Raw genomic sequence first — 22,733 nt, 5'->3', positions numbered from 1 at the left:
GGTTCATCCGATCACTAATTTCATTTTATCTTTTCTGGGCATTTTTTTTATCTGAGCTTCACGTTTTGACGCAGCAGATCTATCCTCTGACCTTTCCCAGTAAATTATTTCTACCGGCAACCTAGCTCTCGTGTATTTTGATGCTTTACCCGCATTGTGTCGCGCTATCCTTTTTTCAATATCCTTGGTTATTCCCGTATATATGGTTTTGTCCGCACATCTCAGCATGTATACGAAGTACATATTATTCACGCTCTGTTTCGGTTATTAATCCAATTACCGTCGATACCTGGGTCATCGTTTCTCTGCTCAGGGCAAAGATGCATACTCTTGCTGCCATATCGGTAGTGCCTATCTCAGGAACATATCTATCCATTTTCAATATCAATGTGCCGTTTTCCAGCACAGCCTTGTCTGCTTCAAGCTCATTAGAGCCGCTAGGTTCGGACTTGACATAGGCATAAATGAGGTTATTCACAAAGAATTCTTCATTAAATTTTAGCGTTAGCTCTTCAATTTCCAAATCCTGCTGAGGGTGGTCGCTCAAAAATATTTCAAAATTTGCATAGCTGTCTATTTCTATAGGCACATCATATTCATAGTCTTCGCTCCATTGAGCTCTATACTCTGCTGTATCTAAGCTCGCAACTGTTTCATCCGGTTCGTCTGGCGAGAAACACGCTGTAGATGACAAAACCATCGAAAGAATGATTATCGAAAGCATAAACTTTTTCACTGGGCACCTCCTTTGGACTCTGGCAACTTTCAGTCCTGTTCCCTTATTCTGCTCATAAGCATCTCATCAGCATATCTGCCGTTTCTTATCGCTGCTTTTTTCTTTACGCCTTCCACATTAAAGCCAAGCTTCTGATATAGATTTATGGCTTTTTCATTGTCTGCAAAAACTTCCAGTTCGATTCTAGTGAGCATAAGCCAGTTGTCGGCAACATCTAAGACGGCATTCATCAGCTGCTTTCCTATCCCCATGCCCTGATACTCTGTATGAACCATAATACCGATAGTTGCAGAGTGTCTTTTCCTGGGCAGTTCATTTAGATGAAGTCCGGCTGTACCGACTATGACTTCATTGCTTCTATCTTTTTTAAGCACTGCTACGAATTGATGTCTCAAAGAGTCTTCCTTGGCGATATATCCTTTGCTGTCCATAACGGTTTCTGATGGAAGCCCCATTATGTTTTCCATTATTCCTTCCATGCGCCTTAAATTATTGATTTCCTTTGCATCTTCAAGTTGAATCGGTCTGATATACAAATCCATTTCCAAGCCCCCTTTTAAGTGATAAATCTATCTCTTACCAAAAGTATAATCCATTACTCATTCCCCTTCAACAAAAAAATAAAATCGCAATGGCGAGTGAGCATGTGACATTTGCCAGGCGATTTTATCCGTGTTATTTTTTATTGTCTATCTCAAAAGGCAATCCTTCCCAGTTTCTCAATACTGCCTTTTCCTTACCTATGTATAGCAGATAATTCGGAAGAACAGGAGTTTTCCCAAGTCCTTTGCTACCATTTACTATGTATGTGGGTATTGCCAGACCTGAAGTTCTGCCTCTGAGGGTTTCCATTATTTCCATCCCCTCTTCGAGGTTAACCCAGAAATGGGAGGTGCCCTTTACCGTTTTGGGATGAAATATGTAGTAAGGCTTGACTCTTATTCTCAATAGACTTTGGTTTAGCTTTCTTACTGTATGAGGGTCGTTATTGACTCCATTTAGCAATACCATCTGATTGCCTAAAGGTATGCCTGCATTTGCAAGCAGCTCGCAAGCTTTCTTAGATTCTTCGGTAATTTCTCTTTGACTGTTAAAGTGAGTATTTACGTATATCGGATGATACTTTTTTAGTATCTCAACCAGTTCAGGCGTGATTCTTTGAGGCAAAGTGACAGGAGTTCTTGTTCCAAAACGGATGATTTCCACATGTTCGATGCTTCTAAGCTCTGATAAAAGCCAATCTATCATACTGTCCGAGAGCATAAATGAATCTCCCCCAGTAACCAGTACGTCCCTGACTTCAGGATGATTTCTGACATAATCTATGGCTTTCTTTATCTTATCCTTTGGGGCATTTACATCATGCTCACCGATCATTCTTCGCCTTTGACAAAATCTGCAGTACATGCCGCACATATTTGTAACCTTAATGATTAGTCTGTCCGGGTATCGTCTTGTTACAAGTTCCTCCGGAGACCAGCCTGCTTCGTCCATAGGATCTAGCACCCCCGATTCATCCAATTCCTCTCCACAAGGTATGGATTGCTTTCTTACAGGGCAGTTTGGATCATTCGGATTGATGACGGACATATAATAGGGAGAAATAGCAAACCTGAATTTATCTCCAACGACTTTCATCTTTTCTTTTTCGTCGTCTGTTAAATTCAAAATGTCGCTGATGTCCTCTACGCTGTCAAACCTGCTATTAAGCTGCCATTTATAATCTTTCCAATCTTCTTCCGTCCCTCTCAGTTTTTTTAGTATTTTCTGTTTTTGAGCTTCAACTATTTCAAAATCTTCAATTCCGGTCTTTATAGACCCCTTTGCCATTTCATATGCTTTGATGCTTTTTTCCAGCTTTATAAAACGATCCTGTTCATCGCAGATGTTGTAATCTTCTATTGTCATGTTTCTGACCTCCTGTAAAATATTTATAGAAAAAAATAAACAGCCCCCACCATCTCGGTAAAAACTGCTTTGAAAGCAAAAATACATAGCTATTCCGCATTTTCCCTTCCTAGCTTCCGAGGTTAGCTGACGGATTCGGGCCGAAGGTAATCGCCCTATCGAATTATCGAATTCACCCCTGTTTTTGGTTCCCCCGTATTTTGCACAAGCAAAAATTCAGCAGCAGATCGCAATCACTATTTAAATTTTCTCAGTCTTATAATTATAACTTATTTGTGTGTTTATCGTCAAGCAATGCTGTAAACGTTTTACGATGCCTGTACAGCTTCTTTTTATACTACTACATAATAATCGCAACGTATCCCAACACTACAGTAAAGAACATCGCTATTGATAGGCAGACTCCGTTGAAACCCAGCTCAAAAGTGTTTACTATAGTGAAGAAATTGTTTTTTTTCAACACTCCAAAATAAATCAATGCTCCTGCCAGAAAAGACAGTATAAATATCAAAATCTTTATCCAATATGACAGCGGGTCTACTTCAAATGTCACATCAAACATGAACATGACAATCCATCTTCCAAAAATCCCTCCAACAAAGCACATGGCTCCCATAGTAAGCACTACCGCCTTTCTCAGGCTATCGCAGTCGGACCTGCCGGGTTTGGGGGATTTTCCGAATAAAATCTGAGAGTATTTCACAAAGGATAGTATCGTTCCAAGGTTTACCAGTATTAAGGCATACTCCACCCAGCTCCCTTTTGCTCCATATGAAATAAGGTATTTTGAAATGCTGCCGTTAAAAAGCGGTGCGCCAGTAATGCCCATCACTGCAAATAAAGTGGCATATCCTACCGCAGGCATACGCTTCATGACCCCACTAATTTTGTAGATATTTCTCGTCTTATAATCATCTGTAATCATCCCCGCAGTCAAAAAGAGCGTAGATTTGAACACAGCGTGATTCATGATATGGTATATGCCACCCCAATATGTATGGGTACCCTTCATATTTATCCCCATCATGATCAACCCAATCTGTGATACTGTATGATAAGCCAAAATCAGCTTGATATCATGTTGGGCAAGCGCCAGCACAAAACCCACTACAGCGGTTATGAACCCCATTAAAAGGAAGAAATCTGTAGTATCCACAACCGTAGCAAACGCGCTCTGTATCCTTATGAATAAATAGACTCCATTTTTAACGTAGAGTCCTGAAAGTATTGCTGATATCACTGACGGAGCACTGGGCGTTCCATGTGCTTTAGGCAGCCAACTAAACAGAGGCATCAAAGCCGACTTTAAGCTCACAGCGGTTATTATCAGAGCATAAGGAAGTATTACGATTCTGGGATTTTCCAAGGTTGATACTATTCTTTCTATCCCATATAAATCAATTACGCCCACCTTTTTATACAACATACCCAAACCGAACAAGAAAAACGACATGCCCACTATATTGATGAGAAGGTATAATATTCCGTCGTATATGGACCCGCTGTCTTTTTTATACATTATCAATATACTAATCACAACTGTTGACACTTCAATAAGAACAAAAATATTAAAAAGATCATTTGAAAGAAATATTCCTATAATGAGGCCTTCCAGTGCCATAAATAGAAATAGATACAGGTTGTCTGCGTAATTTTTCCTAAGATTAAACAGTACCATGCCTAAAAACATGCCTGCGGTGAGCAACACCATCGCAGAAGCCAGGATATCCGCCCTTAAGGTAATGCCGATATAATCAGTCCATCCGCCTATGTTCTGTACTACAGGTCCACTGGTGCGCACGTGGTAGAAGCTTAAAAAAGATAATGCAACCATTAATATTTGCAGCAAAACCATTACTTTCCTTGCAATCTTTTGAGATAGCATTATAGAAAAGCTCCCTACGATTATCGGAAGCAGAATCAACCAGTACAGATCCACCATTTTCCTACCTACTTTCGCCTAATGAGTAATCCTGACATAAGCCAATGTGAAAATAAAAAATATTGCTATTGTAGTGCACACGCCGTTAAAAGTGAGTTCGTGTTTTTGCAAAAATTTCGCTATATTGATTTTTTTGATGAATCCGTAGTAAAGACCATACCCAAGAAATAGGGTCGCAATGAAGCTTGCTGTCTTTTGAATATAGAATGCGAATTCTACATCAAAGGATACATTGAACAGAAAAGATATTATTACTTGTCCAAATATTCCTCCCAGGAAGCAAAGAATCCCTAAAAAAACTATAACCCCTGTAGAATAAATGTCCACGGATGGTTTTTTTAAATCTGACTTTCCAAAAAATATTTCGGTGAACCTTACGAATATGGTAACCGTGCCCAAGTTGACAATCAAAATGCCCAATTCGCCGATAAACTCCGTCAATCCAAATGATATCAAATATTTTGATACGCTGCCATTGAAAAAAGGTGCTCCTATTATTCCAAGTATAGCAAAAATCGTGACTGTGGAAATGGCAGGCATCTGCTCGTAGACTCCACGAATCTTGCATGCATCCCTCGTCTTGTAATGGTCCACGATTACCCCTGCCGAGAGAAAAAGCGTGGATTTGAAGACAGCATGGTTAAATACATGATAAAGCCCACCCCAATACGCTCTTTCGTCACCCAGATTGACAGCCATCATTATCAATCCGATTTGGGAGACCGTGCTGTATGCCAATATGAGTTTTATATCGTCCTGAACAACTGCCAGCAAGAAACCTATGACCGCTGTAAATAGACCCATATATACAAACAACGCTGAGGTATCAATCTGGCTCGCAAAAACATCTTGAATCCTAATGAAAAGATATATCCCATTTTTTACATAAAGCCCGGATAAAACAGCAGAAATAATCGATGGCGCGCTAGGCGTTCCGTGGGCTTTGGGAAGCCAGCTGAAAAGAGGCATCAGCGCGGCCTTCAGGCTTATTGCTGTTATCATAAAAGTATATGGGAGAATCATGGACTCCGGTCCAGAAAGCAGAGCGACCTTCTCCTTAATCCCATACAAGTCTATAACCCCGACAGTCTTATAAACCATTCCAACTCCAAAGAGAAAAAACGCCATTGCCACTACATTTATCATTAGATACAAAATTCCGTCGTATATCGACCTAGAATCTCTTTTGTACATGATCAAGATACTTATTATAACTGTTGCCACCTCAATCAGCACAAAAATATTGAATAGATCATTTGAAAGAAAGATTCCAATTATAAGTCCTTCCAACGCTGTGAAGAGAAACAGAAACATATTGTCTGAAAAATCCTTTTTAGTATTGAACAGTATCATGGACATGAATATTATGGTCGTCAACATCACCATCGATCCAGCCAAAAGGTCCGCCCTTAAAGCCACTCCGATGTAATTCGGCCAATTTGCAACATTTTGAATCACCTCTCCGTTTTCCTTGATGTAAAGAAAATTAAAGACTGAGGCTGCAACCATAAATCCCTGGAAAATAATTATGATTTTTTTTGCCGTATTAAATTTTATTAAAAGCAAAGGAATGCCCACCAATATCGGCAGCATCACCAACCAAATGTAGTTAATCATTTATTTCATCCTTTTTCTTTTAACTTTCAACCAGTTTGTAGAGCCGTATCTGTGGTACATATGGATGAACATCGTCAAGCTGGCAGCTGTTACACCCATGCCAATGACTATATCCGTAATCATCAGTGCCTGTGGCAAGGGGTCTGCTACTGCAGCGGCTGATGACAGATCTCCGATGGGAGGCACGATTCCCGCTTCAGAATTTGCAGATATAAAATAAAGTATTATGGCAACCTGCAAAATCCCCAATGATATTATTGACTTTACTATGTTTCTTCTAGCAATAAGTCCGTATACTCCAACAAAAAACAAGACTATGCTGATGTTTTCTCCATTAATGAACTCCATTACTGACCACCTTCGTAAAAAACAAATCTAAAAAATATTATCGTAAGTCCGCTACAGACCTTCAATCCGATCAACATATTCATCGATACTAAATAAAACTGATTTGCCAGCTCATAGGTTTTGTAATTATTAGTAAACAAAAACAAAACCGGTATCATCACTATGCAGAAAAACAGCGCCTTCTCAGCCGACTGAAGTGATTTTATCCTTATCCCCTCATCCGGCGAAACCAAGTACCTGCTGATAAATACAGAAGCGAGAACTGCACCGCCTTGAAAACCTCCTCCTGGAGTAATGTGGCCGTTTAATATTATATAAAAACCGAACATGATTATGAATGGGAATAAAAACCCAGTCATCCTGGCTATTATTTCTGAATTATTTTTCATTATCACGCCTCCAAGAAAAATTTATTACTGCGGTGACGCTCACTAAAAGTATCAAAGTTTCAAAAATGCTGTCAAAAACTCTATAATTCAAATATATTGCTGCAACACCGTTTTGTGCAAATGTATCCTTGGCGAAATTGTTGATGTAATAATCTGCAACAAAAGAATCCGCCACAATCTTTGTATCGCTGTATATATATAGCACGAACGCCGCAGCTGAAATGCAAAACAGCATAGCCAACCCTTTACGAATCAATTTGATCACCTGCTTCGAAACGGACAAATTCGACCGTCAAATTTTCATAGGGATTTTTCACAACGTAATCCTCCATCGCATCCACATGGTAATCTTCTCTGCACCCAAACATAATAACTGTATCGTAATCTTGATGTATGAGAAGATCAAAATTTTTGGTATCCAAAACATGTTCGCAATTTTCTGTGGTATAAATTATTTGAGGCTCCATCTCCCTCTTAAGAAAAAAGCGCTCTACATCTTTTAGAATCTGCGCTCTCCCTTTGATTATATATCCATCGTGTATTTCATTGTAATTTTCGTTGGTATAGTAAATTGTAAATACTTGATATTTCTTCAAAGCCACCAAATATAAAACCGTGGACAGGGCACTTCCTATTACAGCTTCGGCTATGGCAACGTCAGGCGCTCCGTATAATAGATAGACAAAGGAGCTTACCAATGAGAAAATACCCAAGTATATGACTGCCCGTCTCAACTTCACTGTATTGAGGGTGATAACAGCCAAAATCACCATTAAAACCAAAAATATTTTTTCTATCATCCCTCATTCTCCTCGCTGATTTTATATCCGCTTACCAGTGCAGACCTCGCCACCGCATGTGTAGACAAAGGATTCGTAAAAATAACCACAAGGCAGATCAACATGATTTTCAACGTGGAATAACCAAAGCCGCTTTTCAGCATGATTCCCGCCATAAGCGTTAAAAAGCCCACCGTCTCAACTTTTGAGGAGATCAAGATCCTTGAATAAAAATCTGTGAACCTAAATATTCCGTAAACGCCGAAAAACATAAAAAGCAAGGACAACACTATTAAAGCATTAGATATAGTCTCCATGATCATATCTCACCTCGCGTCTCTACAAATCTGGCTATGAGCACGGTTCCTATAAAACCTAAAAACGAATAGACCAATGCGATGTCCAAAAGAAAAGATCTGTCTGTAACTACCGAAAGTATGATGATGGACATTATTATTTTTGAAGAAATCATATTTAGTCCAAGTAGCCTGTCCCAAATAGTCGGTCCTATGACCACTCTTATTAAAACCAGCGCCGCATAAACAGAAACCACGATTAAAACTGCATCTAGAAAGCTCATATCATATCTCCCTTAGAATTTTTTCAAACTGCTCAGAGGCTTTTCCGCCTTTTTCACCGCTGAACCCATCATCATCTTCAAAACATAAAACGCTCAGCTGATTTTTTGACTTATCTATGGTAACCGTTCCCGGAGTCAAGGTTATCGCATTTGCCAAAAGACACACTGCCAAATCGTTTTCAAGCCCTGATTCGTACTTGACAATTTTTACAGAGCTTTCTCCTTTGGAAATTTTAAGGATGGCCGAGATGCCTGATTTGTAAATTTGAAAGACAAGATATATAAGATATTTAATCAGAGAGACAGGATTTAAGAAATAAGAATCGATGTAGCTATCATCTAACAGGTAGTAGTTTACGAAAAATATGGACGTGACAGAAAACCCCATGCCAGAAACAATCTGCAAAGGCCCAGCCTTCTCGTTGAGTATCACCCACATGGCCGTAAATACAAGTATCATTATGATATAGTTTGCCTTTCGTTTCATTGCACTCACCCTAATCAAGATTTAATCTAGTTTAAATTTATAGCCGCAACCCAACTACAGGTTAATTCTAATAGGAATTTTGTGGTATTGTCAATGGTTTTTCAAAAAAACAAAAGAAGACAAAATTGTCTTCTTATTAAATAGCCCCAAGTTTAAAATTTAACACTATTTCCTGTTTCCATATAAATTAGCCTTTCGCATATGTTGGTGGCATGATCTGCTATTCTCTCCAGATATCTTCCTACGAATACCAGACCTATAATCTGGTCTTCTTCGTCGTCGACTTTTTTAATATACGATAGCAGCTCTCTATATATTTTTTCATACAACTGATCTATTACTTCGTCTTTTTCAGCTGTAGCAAAGGCAAGCTCCACATCCTGATTGAAGTAGGCCTTTAAGGAATCATCCAACATTTCCTTTACCCTGCTCTCCATTATTTTCAGGTCCTCTATTGGTTTTATAAGGCCGTATTTGCCCAAATCCATTACTATCTGCGCTATGTTGCAGCTATAATCCCCTATCCGTTCCAAATCCACGACCACCCTAAGAACCGTCATAAATCTTCTAAGATCCGATGCGACAGGACTTTGAGTCGCAGCAAATGTAACGCAAAGATTTTCAATCTCCTGTTCATAAGCGTTTATTACCTTGTCCTTCATTATAACATCATTAGCCATCTTTTCATTTTGGCTTATAAACGCCATCATCGCCATTTCGATGCTTTTAGATGACAATTCGCTCATTTCACGAATTTTTCGATGTATCTCTTCTGTTTTTTCAATCATCATATCTCTCATGAGGCCCTCCTATCAACCGAATCTTCCTGTGATATAGTCTTCGGTCCTTTTATCAGCAGGATTTGCAAAGATAACCGATGTCCTATCAAATTCGATAAGCTCTCCCATCAGGAAAAACGCCGTCTTGTCGGAAATTCTGGCCGCCTGCTGCATGCTATGAGTTACTATGCTTATTGTATAATCCCTTTTGAGGCTGTCTATTAGCTCCTCGATTTTAAAGGTGGCTATGGGATCTAAAGCTGATGTGGGCTCATCCATGAGTATTACATCAGGTTGAACTGCTAGGCACCTTGCGATGCATAGCCTCTGTTGCTGACCTCCTGAAAGGCCGTAAGCATTGTCGCTTAGCCTGTCTTTGACTTCATCCCACAGAGCCGCGCTCTTGAGGCTTGTCTCAGCGATTTCCATCAAAAGGGCCTTGTCTTTTATTCCATGAATTCTTGGTCCGTATACCACGTTTTCAAATATCGATTTCGGAAAAGGATTCGGCTTCTGAAATACCATGCCTACTTTAGTTCTCAATTCTTCTACCCTAACTGATTTGTCAAAGATATTTTGACCGTGATAGAGTATTTCACCCGTGGTCCTTACAATAGGTATGTTTTCTATCATCCTGTTCATGGTCTTAATAAATGTTGACTTTCCACATCCCGAAGGTCCTATTATAGCAGTGACTTTATTCTTTTCTATTTCCAAGTTTATGTTTTTGAGAGCCTGGTCATCTCCGTACCATAAATTGAGGTTTCTTACATCGTATACTATATCGTCATTGTTGCTTATAGCATTAGTCAATTATATATCCTCCCTTAAAATCTTTTCTGAAACTTATTCCTAATTATTATAGCCACAGAGTTCATAATGAACAGTACAACAAGTAGTACTACAATGGTCGCCGCAGCCAGGTTTGCATATTCAGGTGTTAATACCGTATCCAGCGTCCAATAGTATATCTGTATCGGCAAGGCTGTAAAATCATCCATTATGGATGATGGTATCTTTAAAATCAATGTTGGAATCCCTAGCACTACAAGAGGAGCTGTCTCTCCAATCGCTCTTGACATGGCGAGTATGGATCCAGTGAGTATCCCGGGCAGGGCTACCGGAAGAACTATTTTTCGCACCGTCGTCCATCTGTCCGCACCCATTGCATAAGATGCTTCTCTTAAAAATCCCGGCACTGCCCTAATGGCTTCCTGGCTTGCAACTACAACTATCGGAAGTACTAATAGAGACATCGTCAGACCTCCAGCCAAGATACTGGATCCCAAGTTCAACATCCTCCCAAATACCGCAAGTCCCAATAGACCAAATATTACTGATGGCACGCTGGCAAGATTGGATATATTTATTTTAATAAAATCTTGGATTTTTCCTTTGGTCGCATATTCTTCAAGGTAGATAGCAGTAGATACCCCGAGGACCGTAGTTATAGGTATTACAATCAGCATCAGTAAAACAGAACCGATTATCGCTCCGTATATGCCAGCTTTTTCAGGAAAAATCGAAAGATTTCTAGTCAAAAAACCAGTATTCAGCCAACCTATGCTGTCCGCCCCTATCCTATACAGCAATATGACTAAGACCATTATCGCAAACAGGGTAGACAGGGAGAATATGTGTTTTAATAAATTGTTTAGCTTCACCCTCCTTGAGATCCTGGCGCTGTTGACTTTGAAGTCCGGGAGTTTTTGATTAATGTCTTTCATCATCATTCTGCTGTCTTTTCTAATATAATTCGTCTCTCGACTCATATCAATACTCCTCCCTGTATTTCTTCGATATATGTTGAGCAATAAGGTTTATGCCCATTGTGAATGCAAACAATAAAAGTCCCACTGCATAAAGACTGTAATACCCTGTCGTGCCGCTTGCTGCATCTCCGCTGGTAAATTCAACTATATACGCAGTCATCGTCTGCATGGACTGAGTTATATCAAGAGTAAATGCCTTTGAGCTTCCGCTGGCTATGGTTACAATCATAGTCTCTCCGACAGCCCTTGAAACAGCCAATACTATGGAAGCCATTATGCCGGATATCGCTGCCGGGATTACGACCTTAAAGGTCACTTCAAGTCTTGTAGAACCAAGACCCAATGCCCCTTCCCTCATGATCTCGGGCACTGAATTCATAGCATCCTCCGACAACGAAGCAACCAAGGGTATTATCATTATTCCCATTACTATGCCAGGGCTCAAAGCATTCTTGGCACCTAATGAGGGTATTATTCTCATCAATATCGGTGTTACGAATGAGTACGCAAAAAAACCGTACACTATGGTTGGTATGCCAGCCAAAACCTCCATAATGGGTTTTAGTATTTTTCTCATTTTATCTGATGCGAACTGACTTAAAAAAATCGCCGCAGTCAATCCTACGGGAACTGCCACCATCATGGCTATCAACGTAGTCATTACAGTCCCGGTTATTAGCGGTAGTATTCCAAAGGAGGGATTTGCGTTTAAAGGGGCAAGCCTGGTGCTGAACACCTCTGACAAGGGCACTACGGAAAAAAACTTGTAAGCATCTGTGACAAGCGTTACTATAATACCAAAAGTAGTAGCCACGGATACAAAGGCCATCAAAAAAAAGAATCTAGGCATTATTTTGTCTGTAGTGTTTTTCTTGTTCGCTATGTTTTCTTGTATCATTTGTCTTATTTTTGTTCTACTATCCATATTTTCACCTCTTATGATTAAGTCAGTCTGCACAAAAAATTCCAAGATGAGAAGCTCAAAGACTTCCCATCCTGAAATTCATATACCTTAACTTATCAGTTGATAGATTCCAGTGTAGAAAGATATTCCGCATACACTGATTCCGGAAGCGGTGCAAAGCCGTTATCCCCTGCCAGTTTAGCGGCACCCTCAGCTGATACTACGTATTTTGCGAAATCCAAAACCTGGGGCTTTTCCTTTGCAAAATCAAGATTCAAGTAAGTGTATACAAGTCTTGTAAAACCAGCATAATCCAAGTCTTCTCCAATTGTTTCAAGCTTTGGCTCAACAGGGCCGTTGCCAAAATCTACTTTTACCGCGGTAAGCTTGTCTGTATTCGTAACATAGTATCCAAACCCGAAAAATGCTATGGCATTTTTATCTTGAGAAACCAAGTCCACAAGCGTTGAGTACTCTTGCTGAAGATTTACAGTTGAAACCAAATCCTGCTTGTCTAGAATTACTTCGTAAAAGAACTCGTATGTGCCGTGATTTTCATTAGGTCCGTAGAACTTAATCTCCTCTGCCGGCCATTCTGATCTGATATCTGACCATAATACTTTGTCATCCTCTTTGTGTGCGCCTGAAATGTACATATTTACGATTTCCTCTTCAGTCATCTCAGTTGCCCAGTCGTTATCTTTGTTGATTACCATCGTAAGGCCATCGTAGGCGAGCTTTATCTCCATTACATTTTCGCCCATTTCCATTCCATTTGCTTTAAGCTCTTCAATTTCAGTATCCTTGATTATTCTTGAAGCATCTGAAAAATCTGTCTCACCAGGTATGAATTTTTTAAACCCTGCGCTTGATCCTGCACGCCCAACTTGCACGCTTACACCGCTTTGTTCATTTGTCATGTAGTTTTCCGCTATGTGCGCCATCAGAGGATACACTGTTCCTGATCCGTCTATGATGACTGCTCCGCTAAGCTGGTCGCCTTGATCTTGACCGTCGTCATCTGCCTGACCACATCCAACAGCGGATATGAGTAGTCCCGCTACCAATAATACTGCCAATAATTTTCTTTTCAACATTAACAAATCCTCCTAAATCAATTGTTTTTGTCGTTCCCTTTTCCGCAAATGTTATATTTCTCACTTGCTACAAACAGAGTATAGCACATAAATAAACCCGTAGTGTTTTCCTAAAGTTAATTGAATATTAAATCCATGTTAAGTTATTTTGGCAAAAAAAGATGGACCGCTTTATTAGCGATCCACTTCCTATATGGTCATTTATTATCCACATTGACTATGTTCTTAATTGTTATGGATATGGTTCCATCTGTATTGTTTATAAATTCAACTATGCTCGAATCATTTAAGTAGCTTGCGGGAATGCTTATTTCTATTCCCGTATCCGTCACTAGCTTTTGCTTCCTTAAAACTCTTTTTTCAGCATTATGACTTATTTTTATCCTGCTGTCCCTGAGTCCCGTCTTCTCTAGCTCTTCTTTGAACGCCTGCCGCCCGGATTCATCTTCAAAAGTGGACTCTGCTATATTGTCGATATTTATTTCCTGATTGTTTATGTAGTCTTCCGTTATGGTGTTCTTGAAAGCATTATACTTTAAGAGATCATTTTCATAGCTGTCTCTTACAATTTTTTTAACCGTCTTCTCAACCATGTCAACAACGCCCTTTTCGGATATCGCCCCTTTGGACTTGAGTATCTCCCTGCTGATGTAGAGGGTCTTATCCCCTTTAATCTCATAAAACCGCTCTTTTAGCTTTATTGAATAATCATTTAGATTAACAAGTGCAAACTCCTCAAGCTTTTGCGTCTCAAGAGGAAGAGCACAAGGTTGCCTTACTATGGTATTTCTTATTCCGTTCTCAGTTTCTACAAAATGTATATAGCTTCTTTTGTAGTTGAATTTCAGCACTCCCAAATAAGGAACATGATCAATTGAAAACTCCACCACCACCAGGTCGGCAGAAGGTATTTCGCTTCCCTCCTCCATTGCCGTTATAAAGTCTTCAGCTATGCTTTTGCTTAATTCTAAAAAACTGCCACCGCTTATGTACGCCCTCACTCCCGCCAAAAAAGCATTTTCATCTTCGATGAATCTGGTGTTTTTAACATCAATATCCAAAAAGCACTTGTCGATATGTTTTGTGAGGTACTCCTCTATTTCCGCCGATAGGATCAGCTCCTTGTCCGACACCACCGACACTCCACCGGTGTTGTCCAAGATATGCAGTACAGCTTTTTTAATTGTTATATTGGATTCCATCATTACGCTCCTCGCAGATTCTTAATCGGCCTTTGCATCACTGTTATAAAAAATCAAACCAAAGACCAACACCCCTAGTGATATAAGCAGGTACAACCCGATGCTAGGGTTGGTTATCCCTCCGTAAAGTATGATCAATGCTCCAAGCATAGCAAATGCAGGCTTTATGAACCTTTTACCAAAGCTCAGGTCTTTAAAATTACGCATATACCAGATGTAGAGCATAAAATACAATCCGTATACCATGACTATGGGTATTTCATCTAAGCCTATGAATCTTCCGAACAGCTCATTTAAGCTTGCGTACCATAGCCCTAGGTATAAAAATGATACCACTGCCGAAAACATTGCGGCTCTTAAAGGCATATGCACGGCTTCGTTCACCACGCTCAGCTTTCCAGGCAATGGGCCCTGGCCCCTAATGGCCAAGGAGTATGGCAGCCGGATATTTGATAGTACCAAACCGTTTAAAGTCCCCAAGCAGGATATTACTACAAAGCCTGTTAAAATGCTGGCGGCCATAGTTCCAAAGAGCATAGAGGCTGCAATTGAAACTGCATTATCCCCTTCAGCAACTATCTGATCTGTAGGCAAAACTCCTGCTATTCCCATAAAGTACATTATGTATACCAAAAACACAATGAAGGTCCCCACAGTCAAAGCCTTGGGAAGGTTTTTTTTCGAATCTTTTATCTCGTTATTTATTGTTATTGCTATTATCCACCCCTCGTATGCAAAAGCCGTCGCCACTACTGCCGAAGCTAAAGTCCCGCCTTTGCTGCCCACGGTCATAGCAGCCGTTGTGAAATTATCTATTGTCACGCCACTGAAAATTCCGCTGATTATTCCTACTATTCCAACTGCAAACAATGGGATTAGCTTTATCAAAGTGGTTCCTACTTGAAAATTTCCAGCAATTTTAGGAGCAAAAGAATTAAGCACATAGGCTAAAAGCATATACGCAGCTGCAAGCATCCAGGTTGCTGTTGAGTTTGCCGGATTGTCCCTGCCCATTAAAATCATGGTGTACATGGCAGAAACCCAGGCGAGTATGGCTGATAAAGGTGAAAAATACAGTATCCAGTTGAACCATCCAACCAAATATCCCGCTTTTTTCCCATATGCGGCTTCAGTATAATCTACTATCCCATTTGCCTTTTCTATCCGCTGAGCAAATTCGGCAAATACCAGCGCGCCGAAAATCATGGAAAAAGCTCCTGTTGCCCAAGCGACAAGAGCCAAAATCAAATTTCCGTCGGTCATCGTCAAAACATCATCTGCCTTAAAAAAGACTCCCGATCCTATTACAACTCCCACAACCATTGCTATGGCTGTAAAAAGTCCGTATTTTTTCTCTAATCCATTCAAAGTTTTCCCCCCATAAAGTTATTGCAAGGGATATTATACAATAAAATTACCTACAATAATAACTTAATTGAAATATTTTTAATTTAAGCCGCTTGCCTATACCTGCTTATGTTTTCCTCTGTTAAAAATTCATAGGCTTCGTTTATCTTTTGAAACATTTTTGTGGCATTTTCACTTTTGTTTATATCCGGATGGTATTGCTTCGCCTTTTTTCTGTATGATGATTTTATCTGGCTTGCATCTGCAGTATAAGAAACCCCAAGCACATCACAGCTTTTCTCAAATCTGCTTTTGAAATCAAAGGCTGTGCCCCCAAAGGACTGTCCACCATAACCTGAGTTTTGTCCATGACCTCCAAAGTTTCCATAGCTGCCACTATATTGCTGATATCCACCAAAGCCTTGCCACTGCTTAAACTGATCTTCCCATTGTTTTTGCTGCTGTCTATGTCTTTCTTCTTGTTCTCTTCTTCTTTTTTCTTCCCATTCGTTTATATAGTCTTGACCATAGGCTGAAAAGCTTCTGTGCTTTCTGGATTTCCCTTTCGTTAAAGCATCAGAGTAATCAAACAGGTATTCTGTGGCCATATATTTAAGGTAATTCAAATAGAAGAGAAGCTTCCTGCCGATTACAGGAAACAACACCAAAAACAAAACCGTAGCCATCACGTTCGGATTAAATAGAATATAAAGGCCAAAGGGACCTGCCATCAAGAAAAAAAACATGCACCCTCCCATGCCTAGTATGGCCAAAAGGCTTTTTGCCAAGGAATCCACGATGCTTGTCATGAAACCGAATAAGGCAATCAGTCCATTTAAAATAAATTCTATTATTATTCCCATGTAGAATAAAGTCTTACCGTAAACATTATCGATCAAATTCATTGCTATATCTATCCCCCTGATTTTTCTCCAGAACCGCTGTTTTTATTTTAGGTGCGCTTTTCGAATTTCGCTGAACACTTGGGGCATGTCACCCTTATCTTTGATTTGCCCTTTGGTGCCCTCATCTGAGTTTTGCATGTCGGGCATTTAAAATACTTGTGAGTCTTTGAATTTTCAATTCTATTTTTAAATTTATGCACCCTTGAATACAAAGGGCTAAATGCAATTGCAAACTTGTAATTCTCAAGCCTTCTTTTATCTATATCCTTTGAAAACATCCTGTACATTACCAACATCAAGGGTATATAGCTTAATGATGCGATTAGTCCTATAGAAGTCATCCTGCCAATTATCGTCATTGCGATGGATGTAATCAGAAGGAAAACTGAAAGTTGGTCTGAACCATATCTTCCCGCCATAAATTTTTTTATTAAATTCATTCTACCACTCCGCTTTATTATTATTTAAACCAAATTAAAATCCATTGTACTCCATGAATCTAAAATTTAACTTAATAAACTAAATATCTCTAAGTTCAATCACATACCTATTATGCAGAAGATATCCACTAAAAGTCAACATATAGTAAATTTTTCGCATTAGAATTGACATCAGGCCTTATAAATTATAAAATCTAGTAGTTATTCTTAAAAAGCAAATCTATAATAAGGAAGATAATAAATGAACACAAAAAATTCAAATTTAATCAAAGAAGTAGACAGAAGGCGTACCTTTGCGATTATTTCTCATCCAGATGCCGGCAAAACAACATTGACAGAAAAACTGTTGCTCTTTGGAGGGGCCATACGGCTGGCAGGATCCGTCAAATCTAGAAGGGCTCAAAACCATGCAGTGAGCGATTGGATGGAGATTGAAAAGCAAAGGGGAATATCTGTCACTTCCTCCGTATTGCAGTTCGAGTACAATAATTGTTGCATAAACATCCTGGATACTCCAGGACACCAAGACTTCAGTGAAGACACCTTCAGAACCCTCATGGCTGCTGATTCTGCCGTGATGGTAATAGACTGTGCCAAAGGCATCGAAGCCCAAACCAAAAAGCTTTTTCATGTCTGCAAAATGAGAGGCATACCCATATTTACATTTATAAACAAAATGGACAGGATGGGAAAAGATCCTTTTGAGCTTATCGAAGAGCTAGAGCAGGTTTTAGATATCAAGTCCTACCCAATGAACTGGCCAATAGGCAACGGTAGAGATTTCAAAGGGGTTTATGACAGAGAAAAAAATCTTATTAACCTTTTCGGGGAAGGAAACCACGGACAAAGCAAGACAAGAACAGAAAAATTAAACATCGAAGACTCTTCTTTATCCTCCCTCCTGGGTGACGAGCTTCACAGCCAGCTTAAAGAAGATATTGAGCTTTTAGACGTGGCCGGGGATTCCTTCGATTTAGATGAAGTATTAAAGGGCAATCTCACTCCTGTATTTTTTGGAAGCGCACTCACGAACTTCGGGGTGGAGCCTTTCTTAGAGTCATTTTTGGAACTCACCACACCTCCGACTCCTAGGGACAGCAATCTCGGGATGGTAGATCCCAAAAAAGAAAACTTTACAGGATTTATCTTTAAAATACAAGCCAACATGAACCCTACCCACAGGGACAGGATTGCATTTCTAAGAATCTGCTCTGGAGAGTTCAAAAAAGGCATGAGCGTAAATCACGTGCAGGAAAATAAAAAGATCAGGCTGTCCCAGCCCCAGCAGTTCCTTTCCCAGGAAAGAGTTGTGGTAGAAACCGCCTATCCTGGAGATATAATAGGAATTCATGATCCTGGCATATTCAAAATAGGCGACAGCTTGTGCGAAGACAACTCCAAGATTCAATACCACGGAATCCCCCTCTTTGCCCCTGAACATTTTTGTAAAGTATTCACTAAAAATGCTCTCAAGCGCAAGCAATTTATAAAGGGAATCAACCAGCTTTCAGAAGAAGGCACAATCCAAGTATACAAACAGCCCAACATCGGTGTTGAAGAGCTGATAATAGGAGTTGTCGGAGCCCTCCAGTTTGAAGTGTTGGAATATAGGCTTAAAAACGAGTATGGGGTTGATATCATCATGGAAAGTCTTCCATACCAGTATATCCGTTGGATCAACGGCGAAGGCTTCAGTCCAGACAGTCTGAATCTTACAATGGACAGCCTTTTGGTTGAGGATCAGGATTTAAACCCCGTTGTTCTCTTCATCAACGAATGGTCCATATCCAGGGTTGCAGAACGAAATGAAAGCATAAGCTTAAAGGAAATATCGTTGAGAAACAAAGTCATGGCAGGTTGAAGAAAAAATGCGAACTCCCATTATTATCACAGGTGTTCGCATTTTTTTATATTTCTTTATTTATGTATACTGATTTTTTGCCCTTCTCAAAGGAATCCTCGAAATCATTAACTACCTTGACAACTAAAGATACCATTCCCAGCAAGGCGATTAGATTAGGTATAACCATAAGACCGTTAAAGGCATCTGCAAGCTCCCACACTATTTCAACTCTCATCACCGTGCCAATTACGATACACGCAAGCACGATTATCCTGTAAGGCATCAAGCCTTTTATCCCAAATAGATACCGCACATTTGACTCTCCAAAATAATACCAACCAATAATAGTGGACAATGCGAAAAAGAAAAGGCAAACAGCTATGAAGTAAGCTCCAAATCCGCCAAATCCTTCAACGAATCCGGCTTGTGTCAAAGCCGCTCCTGACAACCCTGTTTCAAATACTCCCGTAGTAAGTATGACCATGGCAGTCAGGGTGCAAACCACTCCTGTATCAATCACTACTCCCATCATCGCTACGAGCCCTTGCTGTCCGGGATGCTTAACTTTTGCGACTGCATGAGCATGAGGTGTCGAGCCCATGCCGGCTTCATTTGAAAACAGACCTCTGGCTATTCCATATCTGAACGCTTCCTTGACTGTCACCCCTATAATGCCTCCCGTTGCCGCCTGTGGATTAAAGGCACCATAGATGATCATTCTCAAGGAAGGCAAAATGCTATCCCAGTTGAGAGAAACTACCACCAAGCTTCCTACAATGTATATGACCGCCATGAATGGTACTATTCTTTCAGTAAAGCTGGCTATCCTGCCTATGCCTCCAATAATTATCATCCCTACGATGATAGCAACCACTATGCCGACTGCTAAGGAAGGTATGCCAAAGGCGACGCTGACGGCTTCACCTACTGAATTCGATTGAACCATGTTACCCATGAATCCGAGGGCAAGTATTATAGCTACTGAAAAAAAACCTGCCAGATACTTATTTTTAAGTCCATCCCTGATATAGTATGCCGGTCCTCCTACTACAGTCCCACCTTCCCTCTTCTTGAAAACCTGAGCAAGTATGGCCTCTGCAAATATAGTTCCCATCCCGAAAAATCCGCTGATCCACATCCAAAATATAGCTCCGGGACCTCCTGCAGCTATTGCAGTAGCTACTCCCGCTAAGTTTCCCGTACCAACCTGGGCAGCTATGGCCGTTGAAAGGGCCTGAAATGAGGACATACCGTCTTCATCGGCCTTGTATTTTTTCCCAAAGACATTGGAAAAAGATTCTTTGAACGCCTTTTTCAGCTTTCTGATTTGAATAAATTTAAGCTTAAATGTAAATATTACTCCTGTGCCTAAAAGCAAAAACAACATGACCGGTCCCCAAAGAATGCTATTGATTTCCGTTACTACCTCATGAATACTATCCATCTTACTTCCCCCGTTTATTCAATTAGAAAATAAAAAAACCGTCCGGATCGAACGATTGACCTCGATATAATAACATAAAAATCTAGGCAAATCAAGGCTTATGCCTATATGTGAATTCCTTTACACCTTAAAGAATAACATTTGTCAATAAGGGTATCAATGTAATAGATAAAGGTTTTACAAATTTTATTTTTGGGAGGTTTTGTTATGAAGAAAATTTTAATTCCAGTTGACGGATCCGACTATTCAAAAAAAGCCGTAAAAAAAGGAGCCGAAGTTGCGAAAGCTTTCAACAGCGAGGTAATATTGCTTAATGTCCTAGACCTAAAATTTGCCATCCCCGGTCAAGCCACAGTTAAATTTAGCAGCGCCTTCGACGTTTTGATGGATAAATCTAGAGAAAGTTCAAAAAAAATACTCGAAGAGGCAAAAGAGCTTCTAAAAGATGCTGCTAAAGATGTAAAGACTGAGATAATCGAGGGCGACTCATCCATCAGCATAATTAAATACATTGAAAAAAACGACATAGACCTTATCATTATGGGCTCTCAAGGTGTGAGCGGGGGACTCAAGGGGCTTCTCATAGGCAGCGTAACCAACAGAGTGCTTCACAACACCCACGTACCTGTTTTAGTCGTTACATAAGATTCTTTATTCAAATAAAGAGATGGCTCTATACAAAGATAGAAGCCATCTCTTTATTTTTAATTGTACCAATCTTTAGTAAGTTCGTTGACTAAATACCCGCTCAGTTGAGAAAACATGTATCTGTTGTCCTCCAAAATCAGCACTGCCCATCTTTCTTCTCTGGGGTGTTTCATCGTTTTCTGCGGTATGGAATTATGAGCATCTGCATCCAATGCTTCGTTTAATTTTTCTGTTATAAAATAACGCTTCACTCTAAAGACCTCTTTTACAGGATTTTTATTAATTTGACTGCAAAACAAATGGCTGGGTGTAGGACTTGCCTGATCCGTTCTGAAGCTCAGCCCTGATAAATTTGGCGCCTTCCAGATCAAGCGTCTTAAGGTCGATGGATGCTCCTGTGCCTGCAACCCCTTTATTTGTTCTCCATGTCACAGAACTTGTATTAGTGGCGCTTATTGTTATTACCGTGCCCCCGGATGTCACTTCGATCCTGCTGATTCTAGGTACCGGAGGATTTATGTTTCCGCTTCCCCCAGGTTCATAGGAGAAGTAAAATGCTCCGTTTAGCATGGATTCCCTCAATGCTCCTTCTGTTAGCGACGGCATCAACATAAACTGGTAATTTCTGAACAACTCATGATCAGCATGCATATCGTCGTTGCTGTAGCCGAATACCACTACATTTGGCATTACCAGTGCATTTACTCTATCCCACTTAGCTCTATCACCAGGATGCCTGTCACCTTGGTTGTATACTTCCATTCCAACAAGAGTTTTGTCAAAATCATTGTAAAAGGTTTGATACCAAGAATCTGAACGATTATATCTTCCAGGATGGAAGAATACAGCCATGCCATTTCTGCTTTTAATCTCATTCAGAGCTGTTCTTATATCATTTGTACTTCCATCATAACTGCTGAAGAAGCTTCCAGTATGATCAGTTCCTGATACTTCGTTTCCTTCAACCGCAAGCATACCAAGCTGTACAGGATCTTTTCCCCATTTTGTCCATGGCCAGGTTGTCGGGTGTCCACTTGCATATGCATGGTCTGTAAGAGACAGTATCTTATAGCCGGCTCCATGATAAAGATCTATAACTTCATTTGGAACCCTCCCCCCGTCGCTTTCCCTCGTATGGGTATGAAAATTTGCCTTATTCTGACTGTAAGTATCCCAGTTTACCTTGCCATAAGGATTGTAAGAAACAAATACTTTAGCATTAGGCTCTTCATTGACTACTATCTGTGCCGAAGCCTTCACTCCATCAGGATTCACGACACCTGTCTTCATGGTTAGGGTGCCTTCCACTGTGTACGTTCCGGCTACGTTTTCGTCATAGCTTCCCTTGCTCCAGGTCACTCCGAGATTTGTCTTGCTTCCATCTTCTAAGGTAGCTTCTATGGTTGATGGCAAGCCCACTGACCCAAATGGGGTGCCATAGTCTACGTATTTCGTGGATACGCTGGCTACGCTTGCTACCTTGAGATCAGGCTTTTCATTGACTACTATCTGTGCCGAAGCCTTCACTCCATCAGGATTCACGACACCTGTCTTCATGGTTAGGGT

General features: G+C 40.2%; 27 protein-coding genes and 1 riboswitch. Of the genes, 2 read left to right on the top strand and 25 right to left on the bottom strand.

What is annotated here, in order from left to right:
* Positions 1–3: 3 nt before the first annotated feature.
* The 22 genes from BUB93_RS09215 to BUB93_RS09110 form a co-directional block, all read right to left on the bottom strand.
* Entirely contained in the window at positions 4–243 is a 240-nt protein-coding gene (locus tag BUB93_RS09215; RefSeq protein WP_073271327.1) for a GIY-YIG nuclease family protein, read from the bottom strand.
* Position 244: 1 nt separating this feature from the next.
* Entirely contained in the window at positions 245–736 is a 492-nt protein-coding gene (locus tag BUB93_RS09210) for a hypothetical protein (protein WP_073271326.1), read from the bottom strand.
* 29 nt (positions 737–765) lie between these two features.
* Positions 766–1,278, bottom strand: coding sequence for a GNAT family N-acetyltransferase (locus BUB93_RS09205; RefSeq protein WP_073271325.1), 513 nt, complete (start codon positions 1,276–1,278; stop codon positions 766–768).
* 133 nt (positions 1,279–1,411) lie between these two features.
* Positions 1,412–2,644, bottom strand: coding sequence for a KamA family radical SAM protein (locus BUB93_RS09200; RefSeq protein ID WP_200789498.1), 1,233 nt, complete (start codon positions 2,642–2,644; stop codon positions 1,412–1,414).
* A gap of 96 nt (positions 2,645–2,740) precedes the next feature.
* Positions 2,741–2,876: riboswitch (cyclic di-AMP (ydaO/yuaA leader) on the bottom strand.
* A 108-nt stretch (positions 2,877–2,984) separates the two neighbouring features.
* Positions 2,985–4,586, bottom strand: coding sequence for a complex I subunit 5 family protein (locus tag BUB93_RS09195; protein WP_073271323.1), 1,602 nt, complete (start codon positions 4,584–4,586; stop codon positions 2,985–2,987).
* Positions 4,587–4,604: 18 nt separating this feature from the next.
* Positions 4,605–6,203, bottom strand: coding sequence for a complex I subunit 5 family protein (locus BUB93_RS09190; protein WP_073271321.1), 1,599 nt, complete (start codon positions 6,201–6,203; stop codon positions 4,605–4,607).
* On the bottom strand, positions 6,204–6,551 hold the full coding sequence (locus tag BUB93_RS09185; RefSeq protein WP_073271319.1) for a sodium:proton antiporter: 348 nt from the start codon (positions 6,549–6,551) through the stop codon (positions 6,204–6,206). It abuts the gene before it with no gap.
* Positions 6,551–6,940: an MnhB domain-containing protein gene (locus BUB93_RS09180; RefSeq protein ID WP_073271317.1), complete on the bottom strand. Its 390-nt coding sequence runs from the start codon at positions 6,938–6,940 to the stop codon at positions 6,551–6,553. The genes BUB93_RS09185 and BUB93_RS09180 overlap by 1 nt, the downstream gene beginning before the upstream one ends.
* Positions 6,930–7,196 (bottom strand): Na(+)/H(+) antiporter subunit B, encoded by a 267-nt coding sequence (locus BUB93_RS09175; protein WP_073271315.1) that lies wholly within the window; start codon positions 7,194–7,196, stop codon positions 6,930–6,932. Before BUB93_RS09175 ends, BUB93_RS09180 begins: the two co-directional genes overlap by 11 nt.
* Positions 7,186–7,740 (bottom strand): Na(+)/H(+) antiporter subunit B, encoded by a 555-nt coding sequence (locus tag BUB93_RS09170; RefSeq protein WP_073271314.1) that lies wholly within the window; start codon positions 7,738–7,740, stop codon positions 7,186–7,188. The genes BUB93_RS09175 and BUB93_RS09170 overlap by 11 nt, the downstream gene beginning before the upstream one ends.
* On the bottom strand, positions 7,737–8,042 hold the full coding sequence (gene mnhG, locus BUB93_RS09165) for a monovalent cation/H(+) antiporter subunit G (RefSeq protein ID WP_242945486.1): 306 nt from the start codon (positions 8,040–8,042) through the stop codon (positions 7,737–7,739). The genes BUB93_RS09170 and mnhG overlap by 4 nt, the downstream gene beginning before the upstream one ends.
* Positions 8,039–8,299, bottom strand: coding sequence for an MrpF/PhaF family protein (locus BUB93_RS09160; protein ID WP_073271313.1), 261 nt, complete (start codon positions 8,297–8,299; stop codon positions 8,039–8,041). The genes mnhG and BUB93_RS09160 overlap by 4 nt, the downstream gene beginning before the upstream one ends.
* A 1-nt stretch (position 8,300) precedes the next feature.
* The gene (locus BUB93_RS09155; protein WP_073271311.1) at positions 8,301–8,786 is read right to left on the bottom strand and encodes a Na+/H+ antiporter subunit E; all 486 of its coding nucleotides are present in this window, start codon (positions 8,784–8,786) and stop codon (positions 8,301–8,303) included.
* Positions 8,787–8,938: 152 nt separating this feature from the next.
* Positions 8,939–9,586, bottom strand: a complete 648-nt coding sequence (gene phoU / locus BUB93_RS09150) for a phosphate signaling complex protein PhoU (protein WP_073271309.1) — start codon at positions 9,584–9,586, stop codon at positions 8,939–8,941.
* 12 nt (positions 9,587–9,598) lie between these two features.
* Positions 9,599–10,378, bottom strand: a complete 780-nt coding sequence (gene pstB, locus BUB93_RS09145) for a phosphate ABC transporter ATP-binding protein PstB (RefSeq protein WP_073271307.1) — start codon at positions 10,376–10,378, stop codon at positions 9,599–9,601.
* Positions 10,379–10,392: 14 nt separating this feature from the next.
* Positions 10,393–11,292 carry a phosphate ABC transporter permease PstA gene (gene pstA / locus BUB93_RS09140; protein ID WP_073271398.1) on the bottom strand — a complete coding sequence of 300 codons (900 nt, stop codon included), beginning with the start codon at positions 11,290–11,292 and terminating at the stop codon, positions 10,393–10,395.
* A 46-nt stretch (positions 11,293–11,338) separates the two neighbouring features.
* The gene (gene pstC, locus BUB93_RS09135) at positions 11,339–12,262 is read right to left on the bottom strand and encodes a phosphate ABC transporter permease subunit PstC (protein ID WP_073271305.1); all 924 of its coding nucleotides are present in this window, start codon (positions 12,260–12,262) and stop codon (positions 11,339–11,341) included.
* A 95-nt stretch (positions 12,263–12,357) separates the two neighbouring features.
* Entirely contained in the window at positions 12,358–13,338 is a 981-nt protein-coding gene (locus tag BUB93_RS09130; protein ID WP_073271303.1) for a PstS family phosphate ABC transporter substrate-binding protein, read from the bottom strand.
* Between the two features lie 197 nt (positions 13,339–13,535).
* A complete protein-coding gene (locus tag BUB93_RS09125) occupies positions 13,536–14,543 on the bottom strand; it encodes a nucleoid-associated protein (RefSeq protein WP_084117184.1) in 1,008 nt (335 codons plus the stop codon).
* Positions 14,544–14,561: 18 nt separating this feature from the next.
* Positions 14,562–15,908 carry an APC family permease gene (locus BUB93_RS09120; protein ID WP_073271301.1) on the bottom strand — a complete coding sequence of 449 codons (1,347 nt, stop codon included), beginning with the start codon at positions 15,906–15,908 and terminating at the stop codon, positions 14,562–14,564.
* Positions 15,909–15,991: 83 nt separating this feature from the next.
* Positions 15,992–16,792: a J domain-containing protein gene (locus BUB93_RS11480; protein WP_073271299.1), complete on the bottom strand. Its 801-nt coding sequence runs from the start codon at positions 16,790–16,792 to the stop codon at positions 15,992–15,994.
* Positions 16,793–16,839: 47 nt separating this feature from the next.
* Entirely contained in the window at positions 16,840–17,232 is a 393-nt protein-coding gene (locus BUB93_RS09110; protein ID WP_073271298.1) for a hypothetical protein, read from the bottom strand.
* A gap of 241 nt (positions 17,233–17,473) precedes the next feature.
* Here BUB93_RS09110 and BUB93_RS09105 point away from each other — a divergent pair, with 241 nt between their 5' ends.
* On the top strand, positions 17,474–19,093 hold the full coding sequence (locus BUB93_RS09105) for a peptide chain release factor 3 (RefSeq protein ID WP_073271296.1): 1,620 nt from the start codon (positions 17,474–17,476) through the stop codon (positions 19,091–19,093).
* A 46-nt stretch (positions 19,094–19,139) separates the two neighbouring features.
* Here BUB93_RS09105 and BUB93_RS09100 read toward each other — a convergent pair whose 3' ends face one another.
* Entirely contained in the window at positions 19,140–20,519 is a 1,380-nt protein-coding gene (locus tag BUB93_RS09100; protein WP_073271294.1) for an alanine/glycine:cation symporter family protein, read from the bottom strand.
* 207 nt (positions 20,520–20,726) lie between these two features.
* On the opposite strand from BUB93_RS09100, the gene BUB93_RS09095 reads away from it, so the two are divergent.
* Complete coding sequence (locus BUB93_RS09095; protein WP_073271292.1) at positions 20,727–21,164, top strand: universal stress protein; 438 nt, start codon at positions 20,727–20,729, stop codon at positions 21,162–21,164.
* Between the two features lie 59 nt (positions 21,165–21,223).
* Here the strand turns inward: BUB93_RS09095 and BUB93_RS09090 are convergent, their stop codons facing one another.
* Complete coding sequence (locus BUB93_RS09090) at positions 21,224–21,418, bottom strand: hypothetical protein (protein WP_073271290.1); 195 nt, start codon at positions 21,416–21,418, stop codon at positions 21,224–21,226.
* A 28-nt stretch (positions 21,419–21,446) separates the two neighbouring features.
* A partial coding sequence (locus BUB93_RS09085; protein ID WP_073271288.1) for an Ig-like domain-containing protein occupies positions 21,447–22,733 on the bottom strand: 1,287 nt, incomplete at its 5' end.

The organism is Alkalibacter saccharofermentans DSM 14828, assembly GCF_900128885.1.
Lineage (GTDB): Bacteria > Bacillota > Clostridia > Eubacteriales > Alkalibacteraceae > Alkalibacter > Alkalibacter saccharofermentans.
This window is presented reverse-complemented; position numbering and strand designations above follow the sequence as displayed.